Origin of the sequence: Sedimenticola selenatireducens DSM 17993, assembly GCF_000428045.1 — a bacterium.
GTDB lineage: Bacteria > Pseudomonadota > Gammaproteobacteria > Chromatiales > Chromatiaceae > Sedimenticola > Sedimenticola selenatireducens.
The window spans coordinates 17,975-36,295 of the sequence record NZ_ATZE01000015.1 but is presented as its reverse complement, the minus strand read 5'-3'; the positions used below and the strand labels follow the sequence as shown (position 1 = coordinate 36,295).

Below are 18,321 nucleotides of genomic sequence, written 5' to 3'. Positions count from 1 at the left end.
TTGCCTTCAGCTTGAAATGAATTGGACCGTTCGATTTGGTATTTTCTCCATCGTTCGGGTTGCAGTGTATAGGATTATTGTCAAGTAAATACCGGCCGTTGTTTGTGCCCCTGAAAGTGGTTCTGCTTTTTGACATTGCGCTGTTGGTGGTAAATTTCAGGATCTCTGCTCAGCTCGAGGAGCGTTCGGTACAGATCAATGTTGCGGGTCTCCAGCACATGCTGTCCCGGCAAATGCCGAAGGCCATTTTGATGGTTGAGCGGCAGGTGGCTGAGGGAAACGCCGAAAGTGTTGTGCTGGCTGAATGGGGGTAATCCGTCAGGCCGCTTGAACAAACGGTGCTCCTGTAGTTAAGTAAACTGTCCCCGGTATTTCCATGTTTAATTAGCACCTATGTTATAGGTCGGTGATCTGCCTATAGCAATAATCTTTTGTATTACTCCTCCCAAGCACCGAAGCCAGGAATCTGGATTTCCGACTCACTAAAAGAACCCGTCTCGGCTTTTGTATGGCAAGCACCACACCTACTTACCGAACCGACTTTGGGATTGTCCTGCACCATCGCGTGTGACAGTTCATTATGCTTCTCGATAAAATAAGGCGTGTCACTAATCCGGAGCGGAGCATCATCAGCACGCAGTGAACTCATGATCCTTTTCGAACGCTTGTAATTGGCATGGTCGGCCGCATTCTTCAGCAGGTAGTCTGTAATATTTTTGACATCCTCAGGTAGAAGTTCTGCATTTTCTCCGAAATGATTCTCGAGCCCAGACATTACCTTTGTCCATGAGCGTGCGGGTAGCAGGCCCGGCTGATAAGGAAAGTGACAGCTGCCACACTCCTCCAGATATTGCGGGTTTTTAACTGGTGCCACGCCCGGTGCTTTTGCTCCATCGAACATGCGGCTGAAGAAGCCAGTTTTATTATCAGCACTGAATGCTTCACTGCTCGTTCCAAGCAGGGCAGCTGACAACAATACCATGGATGCTACTGATGATTTAGATTTCATATTACACCTCTCAATCCAAAGTTCGGTTGTTTAAAGATTCTTGAGATAGGCAAGAAAATCGCCTTTTTCTTGGGGGGTACATTCACGTCCCAGAGTCCACTTGCAGTTACGAACGAACCACTTCCTGATTTGTTTCACTTCAGTAAGTCGTTTCGGATTTACTGTAGGTGCCATGGGCTCAATGGCCTTGCCTGTTTGTGCATGTTTGCCTGGTTGCTTCAAGTCGGCAGTGTGGCACGTGGTGCAGCTTCGAGTGTCACCTTTCTTGGCATCTATAAACTCTTTGTTCCACAGGGCCTCTCCTGCTTCGGCGCTGAAGTTGGTTCCACCCTGAGCCTGGTATTCCGTCTCCAGCTCTGATACTGCATCGGCCTGAGCATAGAATGGTATCGCTAGCAACAATGCAGTAATGCCGACAAGCTTTCTTTTCATGTTAACCTCGAATTTATTTGTTTAAGGAGAATTGATTATTCAACAGATCTTTATCTATTAAGATTACTGAAGAGAGCTGAATTGAAACTGAAAGAAACGGTTTTCGATGGTATAGATAACCATCTTTACTCGCTTGTTACCGTTGCTTTAACATCATCCGGTAGATGCATGGCAGCATCTTCAAAAGTGCCTGCGGTGGCATCGATATGGCAGGCTGCACAATCAACCTTGCCATTGACCTTTGGGTGTTTCCATACCGCATCAGAGATCTCCTGGTGTTTTTTTACCCAGTAAGGGGCCTCTGTGATTCGTAACAAAATTTCTGTCTGCGGTATGCTGCGATTAATTTTCCAGGCCGCTTCGGTCAATCCCTGTTCTGCCGCATTTTCTACCAGGAAGGTTTCAATCTGTTTCACGGTATCCTGTTCCAGAGAAAGATCTTCTCCGAAATGAGATGCCTGTTCCTGCATCATGGCTTTCCAGGAGCGGGTAGGTAATAGACTGGGATGGAAGGCGAGATGGCAAGCGCCGCACTCTTCACGCCAAAGCGAGTTGTCGGGTAGTGTCGGACCATGAAACGGCTGGTAGAGCTGCTCCGGTGTTTCTGTTAGATGGCCCTGAAACCAGAACAGACCGGCAGCGATAATGGCAACCAGCATGGTCGCACCGACCTTCCAGTGGGAAAGAGTAGATATCGCGCCGGCCGCGGAGGATTTGAAGCCGGTTAGCATGGAGACCACCAGGTTCTCTCGATGCAACATGCTCTCTACCAGCACACCCATCAGATGAATAATAACCAGCCCCAACATCAGCCAGAACAGCCATTCATGAAGCTCATGAGCAAAACGTCCCTGCGGAAAGTTCAGTAATCCGGCAAGGGGGCCTTGCCGTTCTTCACCGCCAAAGGCAAGCAGACCGGTAATGACGATCGACAGGCCCAGACCCAGCAGTAGATAAATGGCCCAGCTACCGGCCGGGTTATGGCCGAGAAAACGGGGTGGGTGTTTATTCAGTACATCTTTAAGGTGATTCTGTACCTTAGAATAATTGAAGGCGAAGTCACGGAAACGGGCATAAGGGCCGCCGATGAAACCCCACAGAAGACGGAATAAAATCAGCCCGCCCATTAGGTAACCGGCAAAAACATGTACGTCCAGATAACGATTGTCGAGAGTGAACCAGGCTATTACGAAGCAGCTCGCCAGGGTCCAATGAAACAGCCGGATAGGGATATCCCACACCCTCACTTTTGTTTCTAGTACACCACCGTTTCTTTTCCGCTGAGTCATTTGATTAACCTCAAAAACATACCTTGCCAGTGCTGTTGGAAGTTAAATCATTGCATGTGTGGAGTGGCGTCCATGCCCCTTCAATCGGTGGGGATTTGACTGAAAATACTTACCGGTAGAAACGAAAAGGAAGACTCCAATGGCAATAACAGATGCCATCAGTATCGCCCAGAGTCCAGCTAGGCCAAGATACCAAAACAGTATCAGGACTGTACTGTCGATCAGACCGCCTATGACAGAAATTCCAAAAGACATGAAGCTGATAACTAGCGATACTAGTGTTACTACCATCAATAATTTGTTTACGCGTTTCATCTCTGTTCTCCTATTAATCGGATTATCGATTAGTACAGTTTTAGTGAAAGACACCCAACCTGAAGACACGCTGATACGGAATTTAAGCCGTGGCTAAGGTTCGATTTGAAGCGGCGAACCAGAATCTGTGGCGGAGGTTAAGTACGCCGGGATACCTAGCGCATCTCAAACGCCTCCTGATGAAAACGTACTCGGCCAGCGAAGGCTTGCAGCCCCTCACGCAGGGCATCGGCAAAACCGCGCGGACCGCAGAACCACACCTCCGCCCGTCTTGTCTCGCTCAGTTCTGCTGCCAGTGTGTCGGCATTTAGCGGGCCGCTATGCTTGTCGTACACATGCAGCTGCACCTTGGGCAGAGTCGCACACAGGCTTTGCAGGCGCTCGACGAACGGGTCGGCCTCACGGTCGCGCACACTGTAATGCAAGTCGGCAGAGACCTCGGTCGCCTGCTCATCCTGCAGAGACTCGAGCCAGGCAATGAACGGGGTGATGCCGATGCCGCCTGCTACCCAGATTTGGCGGGCGCGATTGTTGGTACGGGATAGTTCGAAGCGGCCGTAAGGCCCTTCGACCTCCACCGGGCTAGCTTCGGCAAGTTTACGGGCCAAGGTGCAGGTATAGTCACCGAGTGCCTTGATTGCGAAGGTGACAGTATGGTCGCCACGGTCGGCACTGGCGATGGTGAAGGGGTGAGCGCCCTCGCCAGCGTCGAAGGTCACGAAGGCAAACTGACCGGGCTGGTGACCGCGCCATTTTCCGTCAAGGCGACAGCTCACCTCGATGATATCGGGGCTCGGATTGCGCACTGCGATCACGGAGCCGCTTGCGCGACGCTTGCGGCCGATGCGACCGGTTAGCGACTGCACACTGGCGATGCTGCCGGCGGTGAACAGCACGGCGAGCAGCAGCCCGATGGGCTGACTCCAGTAAGTGGCAGGGGCAAGCACCACCGAATGGAAAACCAGCAGCAAATAGAGCACCGGCATCGCCCGGTGCAACGGCCGCCACAGGCGGTATGAGAACTGCTTCCACAGGGTCAGCGCGAGCAGCGCCAGCAGCACATAGAAGGCCCATTCGCCCAACGCTTCGCCCAGGTCGCGCAGCGGTTCGGCGAACGCAGAAAGCTCATCCTCCTTGATGCGGCCGCCGCGGCCGGCCAGCGCCTTGAACAGATCGTCCGACATTTCCAGCAGCCAGTGTGAGGCGGCAAAGACGACGGCCAGGATGCCGCTCCATTTGTGCAAACGATAGATACGGTCCATGCCGCCGAGCGGTTGTTCCAGCCAGGCTGGGCGGGAGGCGAGCACCATCGCCAGCGACATCAGGGCGATGGAAATCAGGCCGGTTAGGAAGAGACTCTCAAGGTAGATGGTCCACGGCAGGGAGCTTGCCGTCGTGTGATCGGGTGAGAGCATCTCGACGCCCCAGGCAAGGGCAACGATGGCAACAAAACCGGCAAGGATAGTCTTCATGATTAAATCTCCCATGGAGTGGTGTTGTCTGGTGATCGAAGGAGTGACCGTGGGTGCAGTATGAGATAGGCAACTGAATTCACCCTGAAAATAAGCTTTCCAGGTGAAGGAAATATTGCCCCCATTTAAACCGGTTATTCGACGGCTAGTTGGGTCCGGAACTCAATCAGTTGGCTCGTGCCGGGTACGCAAACTCAACCGGTCAATTCAGCCCTCCAGTGATGCAACTCTGCACCTGCTGTGACTTTCCATAGAGGCATCGGGGTGTTTGATCGGGAGCATATAGGCCGGAAGGTGATGATAGGTATCTGCAAGTATCTGGGGCCGAAGACAGTGATCGTACCCTCGGGGATACCCGCTCGGTCCATGAAGCCATCAAATGGATCTGCAAGGTGGGTGACTGATAGGGAGTGTCATGGTTACGTATCTTTTGAAACAAGGTGTTCCATAAGTGGGCTGAAACGGAGGGCGTGAGCGATGACACCTTGCGGGAGTTGGATGCGCTGCGTCTGCCACCAGTGAAAGAATTTACAGCAGCGCAGATCAAGCGTATCCAGATGCAAAACAAGTCCAGTCAGACGGTGTTTGCCGCGTATCTGAACACGGGCAAGCCCACGGTGCAGAAATGGGAACAGGGCCAGAAAAAACCAAATGGGCCTTCCTTAAAACTGCTGAACCTGGTCGCGGAAAAGGGCCTGGACGTGTTGATCTAGGGAAGGAACCCAGTTGCTAGAGGATTTTTTTTGAAGAAATTGCTGAGCATGGTGTTTTTCAGGGTATTGCCGCCAGCGCCAACAAGTAAGTCATTGATATTAAATCGTAAAAATGGCTTGTCTACAATTGAGTGGGAGTAGCCCAGATCTGTGTTTGGCCGCAGCCATGGATGGGGTCAGAAAGTGACGCCAAAATGTACAGATTCACAGTCAGCCGGTGCAAGGTCGGGCGAGATTTTGCGGTGATCGCGGGGCATATGCCTTGCTGCTGCTCGTGAAATACCTGTTGACCAGCGCGGAAAGGGGCGTTTATGCTTCCTACGGCCTATAGTCAACACAGGAGTCTTATATCCTGAGAAAGGCTTGTGAGCTCTTTATAGTTGGTGAAGCAAGCCGTTCAAGGTCGGCCAGCAATTTAAGTCGATGATCTTGCCGGTATCCCTAGCAAGTGCTGAGCGGTGGTATTGTGTGTCGTGACGTCAAGCCCAAGTGGATTATAGTGTAGTTCATGGACGCCTCCTTTAACCGCTGGTTCAGCGGAGTACCGGCTTTACCACTTTGAGGTATCCATCATTGATGGTAGCCCTTGTCGCTGTTTAAAAGGGGGGGAATGTCATCTATACCTTGTCGCTCAGCGCGTCGAGTCCGACATAAACCATCCCGTCGCAGCGGATCACTTCCAGCGACCCGGCCGAGCTCATGGCGTTGTCTAGCTTATGACCCTAAAAATCATAACTTGTGGTAATGGCGTTCAAATCAATTGACACTCCCGTAAGCAGAAACAGAAACAAAGGAGATTAATTTTCATGATCGCGAGCAACCCGTTTGCCGAGCTTTCGGCAGTCATTTCTCCTTCCATCATGCAGGGGTACGTCATCCTGATGGTCATTCTGGTTGTCGTTGGCACCATCCTTGACATGATGCACAAGAAAAGCGCCCAGTATTTTTTCGAAAATGCGAAAAAGTCAGAGAAAAATGCCAAGCGCACCCTGGCCGGTGGTGAAAAGGTATCGCTTGCGGTGCAGACAGTCGCTAACGAAGTACTGACCTCTTCGGAGTTCAAGAATCCCCGTCGCCGCGCCTCTCACCTGCTCACGATGTGGGGCTTCATTGTTTTTGTCATCAGTACGGCGGTGTTGATTTTCGGTTACGCAACGCAAGCCGACGCTGGTGTCTGGCCGATTCTCTGGCATCTGGGCGCGGCGTCTCTCGCCGTTGGCGGTTACTGGTTCTGGTTCGCTATCCGCGTAGACCTCTTTTCTGAAGGTGTGAAGTGGTACAACTTCAACGGACGCGGCGACATCTTTATTGTCGGCCTGCTTGCCACGTCGACCTTTGCCCTGCTCTGGTCATTCACCATGGGCGCCGGCGCACTGAATACGCTGTTCTTCGTACTGTTCATCGCGAGCGCCACGGTGCTCTTCGGCAGTGTCTACTGGTCCAAGTTCGCGCACATGTTCTTCAAGCCTGCCGCCGCTTTTCAGAAAAAGGTCATCATGGCGGATGGGTCGCGCGAAAATCTTCCCGACGATTACGATCTGACGGATCCCGCAGTGCAGAAACGGTATCCTGACATCCCCGAATACATGGGGACAAACCCGCCCAACATGGGACTCGGTATCAGCCGCGAACCTCCTCGTCACTACTAATTAATTTTCAAAAGTAAGGAGCCTCCAATGCCAACTTTTGTGTATATGACTCGTTGTGACGGTTGTGGTCATTGTGTCGATATCTGCCCTTCAGACATCATGCATATCGACAAGGTCACCCGTCGTGCCTACAACATCGAACCCAACATGTGCTGGGAGTGCTACTCCTGCGTCAAGGCCTGCCCGCATCAGGCGATCGACGTCCGGGGCTATGCGGATTTCGCCCCCCTGGGCCACTCGGTACGAGTGAAGCGCGACGAAGAGAAAGGCGTCATCGCCTGGCGCATCAAGTTCCGCAACGGCCAGAAAGACATGGATCTGCTGGCACCTATTACGACCAAACCCTGGGGTACCTGTATCCCCCAGCTGCGCGACGTGTCGGCTCCTACCAAGGAGCAGCGCGACAGCGAGCTGCTGTTCAACGAGCCCAAATATCTGCGACTCGATGATGGTGATATTCACACCCTCAAGTCCAATGGCCTGAAAATGAAAGCAGGGGTGTACTACTGATGGCTTACGAAACAATCGTCGAAGACAATATCGATATCCTGGTCTGCGGTGCGGGCCTTGGTGGTACCGGTGCCGCTTGGGAAGCCAGGTACTGGGGCCAGGACAAGAAGATAGTGATTGCCGAGAAGGCGAACATCGACCGATCCGGTGCCGTGGCACAGGGCCTGTACGCCATCAACTGCTACATGGGCACCCGCTTTGGTGAGAACAACCCGGAGGATCACGTTCGCTATGCGCGTATCGACCTGATGGGTATGGTGCGCGAGGATCTGGCATTTGATATGGCACGCCATGTCGATTCGGCCGTGCACCAATTCGAGGAGTGGGGCCTGCCGCTGATGCGCGACCCCAAAACCGGCGCCTACCAGCGTGAAGGCCGTTGGCAGATCATGATCCATGGCGAGTCCTACAAGCCAATCGTCGCGGAAGCCGCAAAGAAGTCGGCTGACAAGGTATTCAACCGTATTTGCGTAACCCATCTGCTGATGGACGAGTCCAAGGAGAATCGTGTAGCCGGTGCTGTCGGCTTCAACGTGCGTACCGGAAATTACCACGTGTTCAAATCCAAGACGGTGATCGTCGCCGCCGGTGGCGCTTCCAACATCTACAAGCCCCGCTCGGTGGGAGAAGGTGCCGGCCGCGTCTGGTATGCGCCCTGGTCCTCGGGCTCGGCCTACGGGCTGCTGATTCGCGCTGGTGCCAAGATGACGCAGATGGAAAACCGCATCGTGCTGGCCCGTTTCAAGGATGGCTACGGTCCGGTGGGTGCATACTTCCTGCACCTCAAGACCTATACCCAGAACTGTCTGGGTGAAGAGTATGAATCCAAGTGGTGGCCGCAGCTTCAGGAGATGGTCGGTAAGGAGTATCTCGATCCGGAAGTTTCACACGCAACCCATCGACCCATCCCGACCTGCCTGCGTAACCATGCGCTTATCAGTGAGGTCAATGCCGGTCGCGGTCCGATTCACATGGTGACCATGGAAGCCTTCCAGGACCCGCATCTTGAAGAGATCGGCTGGCACAACTTCCTGGGCATGACCGTTGGTCAGGCGGTACTTTGGGCGGCTACCGACGTGGACCCGAAAAACGAAAACCCTGAACTGACTACTTCCGAGCCCTATGTGATGGGTTCACACGCGACCGGTTGCGGCGCCTGGTGCTCGGGTCCCGAGGATGTATCACCCTATGAGTACTTCTGGGGCTACAATCGAATGACCACGGTCGAAGGTCTGTTCGGTGCCGGTGATGCCGTCGGTGGTACCCCGCACGCGTTCTCCTCGGGCTCGTTCACCGAGGGCCGTCTGGCCGCCAAGGCAGCCTGCAAGTATATCGACGACGGTAAGGCGGAAGGGATCGTGGTATCGCAGAAGCAGGTCGATGATCGCAGGGAAGAGATCTACAAGCCGATGGAGCACTACCGTATCTACCGCAACGAGATTACCGCCGGTTCGGTCAACCCCAACTATATCAACCCGCGCCAGGGCCTCGATCGTCTGCAGAAGCTGATGGACGAGTACGCCGGTGGTGCATCGGTCAACTACATGACCAACGAGAAGTTGCTGCATATCGGCCTCAAGAAACTCAAGATCATGGAAGAGGACCTGGAGAAGCTGGCTGCGGAGGATATTCACGAACTGTTGCGTGCCTGGGAGCTGAAGCATCGTGTTCTCACTTCCGAGGCGGTCATGCAGCATACCCTGTTCCGCAAGGAGACCCGTTGGCCCGGCTACTACTACCGTGGTGATGCGATGAAGCTGGATGACGAGAACTGGCATGTACTGACCGTATCCCGGCGCGACCCGGAAACAGGTGAATACACCATGGAGAAGGCGCCGTGTTATCACCTGGTTGATGATAACGGCGAATAGTCTACAAGAGTGACAGGCGGGGGATCTCTGCAACGCGCAGAGATCCCTCGGGTTCTGACCAGGCTGAAAAAGATCAACTGGTGTTAGTCTTTTTATTTTTACGACGAACTCGAAATACTGGCTCGGCAGGCGGATGCGTATGATGACCGAAGTACCCGAAAAGCCCCAAGACTTCAAAAATATCCTGGACCATAGCGACGACGAGCTTCAGAAGATCGCCCATCCCATGTGGGAAGAGCTGATTACCTATTCCAACAAGGGGCAGTACGGGAAATTCATCAGAAATTTTTCCTATAACCTGCTGTTCGGGCTCAACGAAGTTGAAGTGGGCAAGCAGTTCGCCAAGAGTGAGCTGACGCGGTCGCTGGACCCGAACTACGACTTCCTGGGTTTTATTCGTCGCGGGGAGCATGTCACATGCCTGTACCGTGTCAGGAGTATCAAAAAAGAGGGAGAGTGGCTGGGTCGTATGGTGCTCGGCTACGAGGATGGCGCAGTAAAAATCTTCGGGGCTTCCATCTTTTAACCTGTCGAGACGAGCATGACTGAGATTAGCAAGGACATCATCACGGACGGCAAATACGTCGAACTGAAATACAAGGTTATCGACGTCAAAACTGACACTGTTTTAACCGAAATAGAATATCCCCTGGGTTACGTACAGGGTGTCAATGAGGTGCTGGCCCCTGCAGTCATGCAGGAGCTCGCGGGTAAGGCGGCGGGCGATACGATCGAAGTACCGATCGACTGTAGCCAGCTCTATGGCCCCAGGGACGAATCCCTGGTCATTACTGAAAACATCAAAAACGTACCGAAGGAATACCGCGAAGTCGGTACGGCCATCCTGATGGAGAACGACAAGGGGCAGACCAAGAGTTTTCTGGTGACGCGCATCGCCGGCGACTATATCACCATCGATGGCAACAATCCGCTTTGCGGTCGGGAAGTGATATTCAGGCTTGAGATACTGCTGGTTCGCGACGCCACTGACAAAGAGATCGAGTTCGGTGGCAAGATTGAAGAAGGGCCCGATCTGCCCGAGGGCACTCCGGTCCCGATCTGATGGCCGTTACAGCAGGCGGAAGCGTATAAGAAGGACGTGAGTGGCTGCTGGATGGAGTGGCCGCGCACCCAGACCGGCGGGACGCGCGGCGCCTGGGGTCAGGGGCGCTTGGGTGTGGTGTATTTCTGCTCTTTCTGGAACGATTCCCAGATGGTGTCATAGCCCACATAACCCTTTTCATTTGCCTCTTTCTGACGGGTGGTCAGAAATCGCGACTTGCCCTCGGGAACCTTGGGCCTGGACTTGGGTGCATCACTCACAACCTACCTCCACTAAGCAGTAAAACGGGTGGCTTGAACATATTCGATGTCAGTCGCTGTCGATCGGCTGACATTGTCGAATCCCAGATGATTCGCTTGCGCTAGAACTTTCGACGGGACGGACAAGCTCTTGGGCACGAGTCTATCCCAGCGTGCATCATTTGCCAATGTTTATAGCTTTTGTCACATTTCCCCTCTCACTCAATCGGTCTGTCAGCGCACATTTGCGGAAAGTAACTTAGTACGTTACAGCATCTCTCTATGGAAGGAGATTGCTATTGACTCAGGGTTTTTGGGAGCGCTGGCTAGGGGATAATTATCTGGAAGATAAAACCAGCAAGAAGATATCCTAAAGTCGAAGACCGACCGTTCCGGAAGCTGAAGATTATCGATGACGCGACCTGTGATCTCGATTTGTGGTTGCCTGCGAGCAATTGTTTTCAAAAGTTGAGAGGGAATCTGCCAGGGAAGCATTCGACCCGCGTTAACAAGCAATGGCGGCTGGTGTTTACATCGTCAGGTGAACGTGGTGAGGCCCGGGACATCCATTTGGATAACCACGACTATTGGTGAGGCAGGCCATGAATATTAAAAACAATAACCCGTCAGTGTCGGTGAAACGATTGCCAAGGAATTCCTCGTGCAAATGGCGCTGACTCAGGGACAATTGGCTGAAGCGATGGGAGTCAGTCGAAGCAATGCCCTGTTTACCGGGACTCAGCAATAGGCGTCGGATTTACCGAACGGGAGCCGCACCTAAGATTTTACATCAAAGGAAATCCTGAGACTGACTGTGTGACCGGTTTCTGCAAAGCGGGTTGTGTTCTGCAAAAAATGATCAGCTGATCAGTGTGCAGGCTCCTCCAACGCCAAGCGCAAGCCGCGGAAACGTTTGCGATACTGAGTCGGCGTCATACCGATCTTACGACGAAACAGGCGCCCGAAAAACGCCGCGTCCTCATAGCCGACCTCCTGTGCAACCGCTTCAATGGGCTCATTGCCGCTTTCCAGTAGTTGCTTGGCCTCTTCGAGGCGCAAGGTATGCACGTATTCGATAGGCGCCAACCCCGTCGCCTGCTTGAAGCGGCGATGGAAGCTGCGCTCCGGCATCTCCGCGAGCCGGATCATTGCTGCGACCGGAGATGGCTGATCGTAGTGCTCTGCGGCCCAGCCCTGGCAACGCGCGATCACCGCGTCTTCAACCTGGCAACTGCGCGCCAGCGCCGCGAAGGGCAGTTGTCCCACATCGTGCCAGTCGATCAGAAACAGCTTGGCGACATGTATCGCCTCCTCCACACTAACGAGCCGTGCAATCAGGTACAGCGTCAGATCCTCCCACGAAGTACCGCCCCCGGCCATGATAAGCCGCCCGCCCGTTCCACTGACCACCAGTGCCCGGTGGGGGAAAACCCGCACGCCGGGGTAGCGCGCCAGGGCGTCGCAGTAGGCCCAGTGGGTGGTCGCTTCTTCACCGTTCAGCAGACCGGTCTCGGCCAGTATCATCGCGCCCGAGCATGCCGTGGCGACAATGGCGCCAGCGTGGTAACAGTGGCGTAGCCAGTCGATCTCCGCCCGGTGCGAATCCGTCAATACCGTATCGGGCGCCACCGCGACCTCGGGTACGCAGACCACGTCAGGAATCGTATCGGCGCCATCGTCCGGCACAATATGAACGCCGTTGGCGATCACCATCGGGCCGGTCCCTCTTAGGGAAACCACGCGAGGATCAAGCGCCGATTCGGCCGCCCGGCCTTCCACCAGGCCGGCCCAGTCACGCCCGGCGGATGCGAGCACATCGTACATACCGTACAGCGTAGAGGCGGCAACTTCGGGGATGGCCATCAGGGCGATTCGTGGTTTTCGAGGCATCATGGCGGAAATGACCGTATTTCGTCTTTTTCCACTTCAGTGTAGCGCAGCGGTTGCCCTCAGACTATGCGCTAACCCGGGCCAACAGCCTGATGAGCAGAGGAGACAATCATGAGCACAGTTCAACAGCAACAACCGATTAGCGATTTTGATACTACCCGTGCAGCTGACTTCGAGGAACGTTACGTCAAGGCCCTCAATGAAGGCGGTATGTTGCAGCTCGTCTCCCTGGGGCATCGCTGCGGACTGCTGAACAGGCTGGCGGACGGCGAGCCGGTCACGAGCAGCGAACTCGCCCACCGCAGCAAACTCGATGAGCGTTATGTGCGCGAATGGTTGGGTGGCCTTACTGCAGCTGGCGTAGTGGAACACGATCCCGATACCATGACCTACCGCTTGCCAGCAGAATACGCTGCTATACTCAGTGACCAGGGCGATGCAAACCTGGCCGTCTTTGCCCAGTACCTGCCGTTGCTGGGGCAGGTCGAAGACGATGTACTCGACTGCTTTCACCATGGCGGCGGAGTACCCTACGCACGCTATCACCGCTTTCATGAAGTGATGGCGGAAGACAGCGGGCAGACCGTCCTGCCGGCGCTCTTTGACGCTATCCTGCCTCTGGCACCCGAATTGACCCAACGTCTTGAGTTGGGTATACGCGTACTCGACCTGGGGTGCGGCCGCGGCATGGCACTAATGAAAATGGCCGAGCGTTTTCCCACCAGTCGTTTTGTGGGTTACGACCTCTCCCAGGAAGCGATTGGCTGGGCAAGTGAGCGCGCCATCCAACTCGGGTTGAGCAATGTACAGTTTCAGGTGCGCGATCTAACTGATTTCGACCGCACCGCCGAACCCGCTTGTTTTGATTTTGTGGTGACGTTCGATGCCATTCACGACCAGGCAAAACCGCTTAATCTGCTGCGGGGCATACGTCGTACGCTGAAATCAAACGGCGTTTACCTGGCGCAGGACATTCATGCTTCCAGCCACCATCACCACGACCGCGGGCACCCACTGGGCACGTTGCTCTATACGATCTCTGTCATGCATTGCATGACCGTCTCGCTGGCGCAGGGTGGCGAAGGTCTGGGCACCATGTGGGGACGGGAGCGCGCCCGTGACTACTTTACCCGCGCCGGCTTTGGCGACATCGAGGTACACCAGTTGCCCCATGATGTGCAGAACGACTATTGGGTGTTGAGGCCATGACTTCGCACGATCTACCCAGATTACGGAGTACAATCATGAAATCAAACCGTTATCAATTGTGATTACTCTTCTAGCGGAAAGCATAACGAGTACAGCAACTTCCGAGACCCCGGACAACCAGGACGAATATTCTGTTACGAACGGGGTCCATCTGGCCAGGTTTAACCAGATTGAATCGCTCCGACTTTACCGGAGTGTCTATTTGTTTGAAGGATGGAGTGATGAACAAGATGGCGAGATACTCCCTGAGATACGGGGCCGGTCGGTGTGGCTGGTCTTCGAACATCAGGCAGACTATGACTCGCAGTGGGCGGGCATTGAATCCATCGCGGAGAAGATTCGCTGCGTGGCCGACACCAGCGGAAGGGCGTCGGCGTCCTGGGAGTCCGCGGAGGCATTTATATATTTACTGGCAGACCAGTCGAGTGAGATCGAGCAAAAGTATAGGTTGCAGCGGGTAACCTATTCATCCTTTATATCCAGCACGCGATGGCTCTCATTGAGAATGAAGTCAAGAAAGGTCTGGGCTACCAGTGACAGCTTGCGGCCTTTCAGATGAACGGCGTACCAGCGCCGTTTCAGGGGGAATCCCTGCACATCAAGCACGATTAGTTTTTCCGCCTGACGTTCCAGTTGCACACTGTGCAGGGATAACACGGCGATCCCCAGGCCGGCCATCACGGCCTGTTTAAGCGCCTCACTGCTGCCGAGTTCCATGTAGGGGTCGATCTTGAGTCCCTTCTCTTCCAGCAGTTGATCGAAGACGAAGCGTGTCCCTGAGCCAATTTCACGCTTGAGGAATCGCTCTTTGGTTAACTGTTTCAAGGTGATGTTTTTCTTGTTTGCCAGGGGGTGACCGGCCGGGGCGACAATGCCCAGGATATTGTTCAGGAAGGGGTAGGTGGTCAGGTTGTCATCCTGCGGTATCTGTCCCATCACCACAAAATCATCGTCGTTGTTCATCAGGCGCTCGATCACCCGGGCGCGGTTGGTGAACTTCAGCTTCGGTTCGACCTCCGGATACTGCTGCAGGAACATGCCCAGCAGATGCGGCATGAAATATTTGGCAGTGGTGACCACGGAGACCTGAAGCGGGCCTTTGACGACGCCCTTCAGATCATCAACGGTTCGGTTCAACTCCTCGATTCTTGCCAGGATGTCGACGCAGGCCTGGTAGACCACATCGCCTGCGGTGGTGGAAAAAATCTTTTTTCCCACCTGTTCAAGCAGCGGTACGCCTGCCTGTGACTCCAGTCGTTTGATCTGAATGGATACCGCAGGTTGTGTCAGGTGCAGCTCCTCTGCAGCCCGGGTGTAGCTGCCAAGCCGGGTGACCGCTTCAAATAATCTCAGTTGCTGGATTGTCAGGTGCATGGCTTTACCATTTACTTTTGTAAATCATAAATATAACCAAAAATAATTATTATTAATAGTCGGTGGTGACTATAGTGGCTCTCGAGTTCAGTTTGTCGCATCCCCTGGATCAGTGACAGCTGATTAAAGGGTTTGAATTTTGCCGCGCGGGGACCTGTATCCTCACGCCAATTTAGAAGTCACTGTTGAGGATAATTCAATGGCAAAAAAGTACGATGCTGGTGTTAAAGAGTACCGCGAAACATATTGGGATCCTAACTACACACCCAAAGATACCGATATCCTGGCCTGCTTCAAGGTCACTCCACAGGATGGTGTGCCCCGCGAAGAAGTCGCTGCCGCTGTCGCGGCTGAATCCTCTACCGGTACCTGGACCACGGTATGGACTGACCTGCTGACCGACCTGGATTACTACAAGGGTCGTGCCTACGCGATTGAGGATGTGCCGGGTGACGACACCTGTTTCTACGCCTTTATCGCTTACCCGATCGATCTCTTTGAAGAGGGCTCGGTGGTCAATGTTCTGACCTCGCTGGTCGGTAACGTGTTCGGCTTCAAGGCCCTGCGCGCCCTGCGCCTGGAGGACATCCGCTTTCCGATAGCCTACGTGATGACCTGTAATGGGCCTCCTCAGGGCATCCAGGTTGAGCGCGACCTGATGAATAAATACGGCCGCCCGCTGCTTGGCTGCACCATCAAACCCAAGCTGGGTCTGTCGGCGAAAAACTATGGCCGTGCCTGTTATGAAGGACTGCGTGGTGGTTTGGACTTTACCAAGGATGATGAGAACGTCAACTCCCAGCCGTTCATGCGCTGGAAGCATCGCTTCGATTTTGTGATGGAGGCGATCCAGAAAGCTGAAGCGGAGACCGGTGAGCGTAAGGGTCACTACCTGAATGTTACTGCACCCACGGCCGATGAGATGATGAAACGGGCGGAATACGCCAAGGAGATCGGTGCGCCGATTATCATGCATGACTACCTGACGGGTGGCCTGTCGGCCAACACCGGCCTGGCGCAGTGGTGCCGCGACAACGGCATGCTGCTGCACATCCACCGGGCGATGCATGCGGTACTCGATCGCAATCCCCACCACGGTATCCACTTCCGTGTATTGACCAAGATCCTGCGTCTGTCCGGTGGCGACCACCTGCACTCGGGAACGGTTGTCGGCAAGCTCGAAGGCGATCGCGACGCAACCCTGGGCTGGATCGATATCATGCGTGACTCCTTCATCAAGGAAGACCGCTCGCGGGGTATCTTCTTCGACCAGGACTGGGGCTCAATGCCCGGCGTGATGCCGGTGGCATCCGGTGGTATCCATGTGTGGCACATGCCGGCACTGGTGAGCATCTTCGGTGATGACTCCGTGCTGCAGTTCGGTGGCGGCACGCTGGGTCATCCCTGGGGCAACGCGGCAGGTGCCGCGGCCAACCGCGTGGCGGTCGAAGCCTGTGTGGAGGCTCGCAACCAGGGCCGTGAGCTTGAAAAAGAGGGCAAGGACATTCTTACCACAGCCGCCCGGCACAGTCCTGAGCTGGCCGCGGCAATGGAGACCTGGAAAGAGATCAAGTTCGAATTTGATACCGTGGACAAGCTGGATGTTGCCCACAAGTAAGCGCATATCCGCTGCGCCTTCAACGAATTTGAAAACAGTTTTGGAGTAATTGAAATGAGCAATATGCAAGATTACAAGTCGAGCCTGAGCGACGCTTCCAGCCGCAAGTTTGAGACCTTCTCATACCTGCCGACGATGAACCCCGAGCAGATTCGGCAGCAGATCGAATACATTGTCAGTAAAGGCTGGAACCCGGGTATCGAACACTGTGAGCCGGAAAACGCGTTCCAGAACTACTGGTACATGTGGAAGCTGCCGATGTTTGGTGAAACCGACGTTGACGTCATCCTGGCCGAGTGCGAGGCCTGCCACAAGGCGCACCCGGGCAACCATGTACGTCTGATGGGCTTTGACAACTTCGCACAGTCTGCAGGTGCTTCAATGGTTATCTACCGCGGTCAGTCTGTTTAACCAGCTGAAGCGGCAGATAAGTTTAAAGCCCCTGTCCGGCAGGTTGCGGGCAGGGGCTTTTTGACTCTTGAAGGGAGTAAAGCAAATGGCAAGACCCAATGCATATGTAGGTGTTGACAATGATCTGTTCGGCGGTATGACAACGATCGGAAAAACGATTCGTGATGCCTGGGTGTTCGGGTTGTTGCCGGAGAGCGAAACCTGTAGCGGCTGGAACCTGGCCGGCATTGACGCTTTATTGCAAAAGGTCAATTGCGAGTGGGACAAATACGGTTGCCTGGTCAGTAGACTGCCGAAAGATCTGTTTGATCGCCACCAGAAGATTCATGGCGAAGCCGTGAAAGTTGCCAGGGAGAGCGGCTGGAGTGGTGAGTTTGAGATAGACAACGAAAAATAACTGCATTGATAAAGCGAAACATCAATTTTGAAGGTGTGTCATGTCAGAGAATAGAGTAGATCCAGAGCAGTACATTATTAAGGATGAGCCTTATTATGAACCGGTGGCGGATGAAGTTGAGCGCTATGAGGCGGCCTACAGTGTTCGCATGCCGATGATGTTGAAGGGACCCACGGGATGTGGCAAGTCACGTTTTGTCGAGTACATGGCCCATAGACTGGGCCGGCCACTGATTACTGTTGCCTGTAACGAAGACATGACGGCCTCGGACCTGGTAGGGCGCTTCCTGCTGGATAAGGATGGAACCAAATGGCAGGACGGTCCATTGACAACCGCTGCGCGGATTGGCGCCATCTGTTATCTGGATGAGGTGGTAGAGGCGCGTCAGGACACCACGGTGGTTATTCATCCATTGACTGATCACCGGCGCAGTCTGCCGTTGGACAAGAAGGGTGAGTTGATTACGGCGCACCCCGATTTCCAGTTGGTGATTTCCTACAATCCCGGTTACCAGAGCCTGATGAAAGACCTTAAGCAGTCGACCAAGCAGCGCTTTGGTGGTCTGGACTTCGACTACCCTGTGGAAGCGATAGAGGTGACCATCGTGGCTAGGGAATCAGGTGTCGACAAGGCGACAGCAGAGAAGCTGGTACAGATTGCACATCGTGCGCGCAACCTGAAGGGACACGGTCTGGATGAAGGTATCTCCACCCGACTGCTGGTCTATGCCGGGCAGTTGATCGCAAAGGGCATTTCAGCGGACGCCGCCTGCAGCATGACCATGGTGACACCGTTGACCGATGATCCGGATATGCGGGATACGTTAGGCGCCGCGGTACAGACTTTCTTTGGATAAGATA

General features: G+C 54.2%; 21 protein-coding genes. 12 read left to right on the top strand and 9 right to left on the bottom strand.

From position 1 onward, the window contains the following. Positions 1-80: 80 nt before the first annotated feature. The 6 genes from A3GO_RS26175 to A3GO_RS0113545 all read right to left on the bottom strand — a co-directional run bounded on the left by A3GO_RS26175 (position 81) and on the right by A3GO_RS0113545 (position 4,517). Complete coding sequence (locus tag A3GO_RS26175; protein WP_157606819.1) at positions 81-335, bottom strand: hypothetical protein; 255 nt, start codon at positions 333-335, stop codon at positions 81-83. 101 nt (positions 336-436) lie between these two features. Then, positions 437-1,009: a diheme cytochrome c gene (locus A3GO_RS0113570; RefSeq protein WP_029133853.1), complete on the bottom strand. Its 573-nt coding sequence runs from the start codon at positions 1,007-1,009 to the stop codon at positions 437-439. Between the two features lie 30 nt (positions 1,010-1,039). After that, positions 1,040-1,441 (bottom strand): DUF1924 domain-containing protein, encoded by a 402-nt coding sequence (locus A3GO_RS0113565; RefSeq protein ID WP_029133852.1) that lies wholly within the window; start codon positions 1,439-1,441, stop codon positions 1,040-1,042. A gap of 125 nt (positions 1,442-1,566) precedes the next feature. Next, positions 1,567-2,730, bottom strand: coding sequence for a cytochrome b/b6 domain-containing protein (locus A3GO_RS25385; RefSeq protein ID WP_084610086.1), 1,164 nt, complete (start codon positions 2,728-2,730; stop codon positions 1,567-1,569). A 42-nt stretch (positions 2,731-2,772) separates the two neighbouring features. Next, positions 2,773-3,045, bottom strand: a complete 273-nt coding sequence (locus A3GO_RS0113550; protein ID WP_029133851.1) for a hypothetical protein — start codon at positions 3,043-3,045, stop codon at positions 2,773-2,775. A gap of 155 nt (positions 3,046-3,200) precedes the next feature. Next, complete coding sequence (locus A3GO_RS0113545; RefSeq protein ID WP_029133850.1) at positions 3,201-4,517, bottom strand: ferredoxin reductase family protein; 1,317 nt, start codon at positions 4,515-4,517, stop codon at positions 3,201-3,203. Positions 4,518-4,987: 470 nt separating this feature from the next. Between A3GO_RS0113545 and A3GO_RS0113540 the strand changes: the two genes are divergently transcribed. The 6 genes from A3GO_RS0113540 (at position 4,988) to A3GO_RS0113515 (ending at position 10,323) form a co-directional block, all read left to right on the top strand. Beyond that, positions 4,988-5,230, top strand: coding sequence for a helix-turn-helix domain-containing protein (locus A3GO_RS0113540; protein ID WP_418064560.1), 243 nt, complete (start codon positions 4,988-4,990; stop codon positions 5,228-5,230). Between the two features lie 860 nt (positions 5,231-6,090). After that, positions 6,091-6,879: an adenylyl-sulfate reductase gene (locus tag A3GO_RS0113535; protein WP_037375446.1), complete on the top strand. Its 789-nt coding sequence runs from the start codon at positions 6,091-6,093 to the stop codon at positions 6,877-6,879. A gap of 27 nt (positions 6,880-6,906) precedes the next feature. Next, positions 6,907-7,389 carry an adenylyl-sulfate reductase subunit beta gene (aprB, locus tag A3GO_RS0113530; RefSeq protein ID WP_037375409.1) on the top strand — a complete coding sequence of 161 codons (483 nt, stop codon included), beginning with the start codon at positions 6,907-6,909 and terminating at the stop codon, positions 7,387-7,389. Then, on the top strand, positions 7,389-9,260 hold the full coding sequence (gene aprA / locus A3GO_RS0113525; RefSeq protein WP_029133846.1) for an adenylyl-sulfate reductase subunit alpha: 1,872 nt from the start codon (positions 7,389-7,391) through the stop codon (positions 9,258-9,260). The genes aprB and aprA overlap by 1 nt, the downstream gene beginning before the upstream one ends. A gap of 142 nt (positions 9,261-9,402) precedes the next feature. Further along, complete coding sequence (locus tag A3GO_RS0113520) at positions 9,403-9,786, top strand: hypothetical protein (RefSeq protein ID WP_157606827.1); 384 nt, start codon at positions 9,403-9,405, stop codon at positions 9,784-9,786. Positions 9,787-9,801: 15 nt separating this feature from the next. Further along, positions 9,802-10,323 carry an FKBP-type peptidyl-prolyl cis-trans isomerase gene (locus A3GO_RS0113515; protein ID WP_029133844.1) on the top strand — a complete coding sequence of 174 codons (522 nt, stop codon included), beginning with the start codon at positions 9,802-9,804 and terminating at the stop codon, positions 10,321-10,323. Between the two features lie 98 nt (positions 10,324-10,421). Here the strand turns inward: A3GO_RS0113515 and A3GO_RS26380 are convergent, their stop codons facing one another. Next, positions 10,422-10,583 (bottom strand): hypothetical protein, encoded by a 162-nt coding sequence (locus A3GO_RS26380; protein WP_169720412.1) that lies wholly within the window; start codon positions 10,581-10,583, stop codon positions 10,422-10,424. A gap of 312 nt (positions 10,584-10,895) precedes the next feature. On the opposite strand from A3GO_RS26380, the gene A3GO_RS26870 reads away from it, so the two are divergent. Then, positions 10,896-11,156 (top strand): type II toxin-antitoxin system RelE/ParE family toxin, encoded by a 261-nt coding sequence (locus tag A3GO_RS26870; protein ID WP_418064561.1) that lies wholly within the window; start codon positions 10,896-10,898, stop codon positions 11,154-11,156. Positions 11,157-11,429: 273 nt separating this feature from the next. On the opposite strand, the gene A3GO_RS0113505 is transcribed toward A3GO_RS26870, so the two are convergent. After that, entirely contained in the window at positions 11,430-12,455 is a 1,026-nt protein-coding gene (locus A3GO_RS0113505; protein WP_157606818.1) for a GlxA family transcriptional regulator, read from the bottom strand. Between the two features lie 108 nt (positions 12,456-12,563). Here A3GO_RS0113505 and A3GO_RS0113500 point away from each other — a divergent pair, with 108 nt between their 5' ends. Further along, positions 12,564-13,661: a class I SAM-dependent methyltransferase gene (locus A3GO_RS0113500; protein ID WP_029133842.1), complete on the top strand. Its 1,098-nt coding sequence runs from the start codon at positions 12,564-12,566 to the stop codon at positions 13,659-13,661. A gap of 462 nt (positions 13,662-14,123) precedes the next feature. Here A3GO_RS0113500 and A3GO_RS23870 read toward each other — a convergent pair whose 3' ends face one another. Beyond that, the gene (locus A3GO_RS23870; RefSeq protein WP_037375406.1) at positions 14,124-15,035 is read right to left on the bottom strand and encodes a LysR family transcriptional regulator; all 912 of its coding nucleotides are present in this window, start codon (positions 15,033-15,035) and stop codon (positions 14,124-14,126) included. A 199-nt stretch (positions 15,036-15,234) separates the two neighbouring features. Here A3GO_RS23870 and A3GO_RS0113490 point away from each other — a divergent pair, with 199 nt between their 5' ends. The 4 genes from A3GO_RS0113490 (at position 15,235) to A3GO_RS0113475 (ending at position 18,317) form a co-directional block, all read left to right on the top strand. Beyond that, complete coding sequence (locus A3GO_RS0113490; protein ID WP_029133841.1) at positions 15,235-16,653, top strand: form I ribulose bisphosphate carboxylase large subunit; 1,419 nt, start codon at positions 15,235-15,237, stop codon at positions 16,651-16,653. A gap of 54 nt (positions 16,654-16,707) precedes the next feature. Further along, entirely contained in the window at positions 16,708-17,064 is a 357-nt protein-coding gene (locus A3GO_RS0113485) for a ribulose bisphosphate carboxylase small subunit (RefSeq protein WP_029133840.1), read from the top strand. A gap of 85 nt (positions 17,065-17,149) precedes the next feature. Next, the gene (locus tag A3GO_RS0113480) at positions 17,150-17,461 is read left to right on the top strand and encodes a hypothetical protein (protein WP_029133839.1); all 312 of its coding nucleotides are present in this window, start codon (positions 17,150-17,152) and stop codon (positions 17,459-17,461) included. 40 nt (positions 17,462-17,501) lie between these two features. Further along, on the top strand, positions 17,502-18,317 hold the full coding sequence (locus A3GO_RS0113475; RefSeq protein ID WP_029133838.1) for a CbbQ/NirQ/NorQ/GpvN family protein: 816 nt from the start codon (positions 17,502-17,504) through the stop codon (positions 18,315-18,317). The last annotated feature ends 4 nt before the right edge of the window (positions 18,318-18,321 follow it).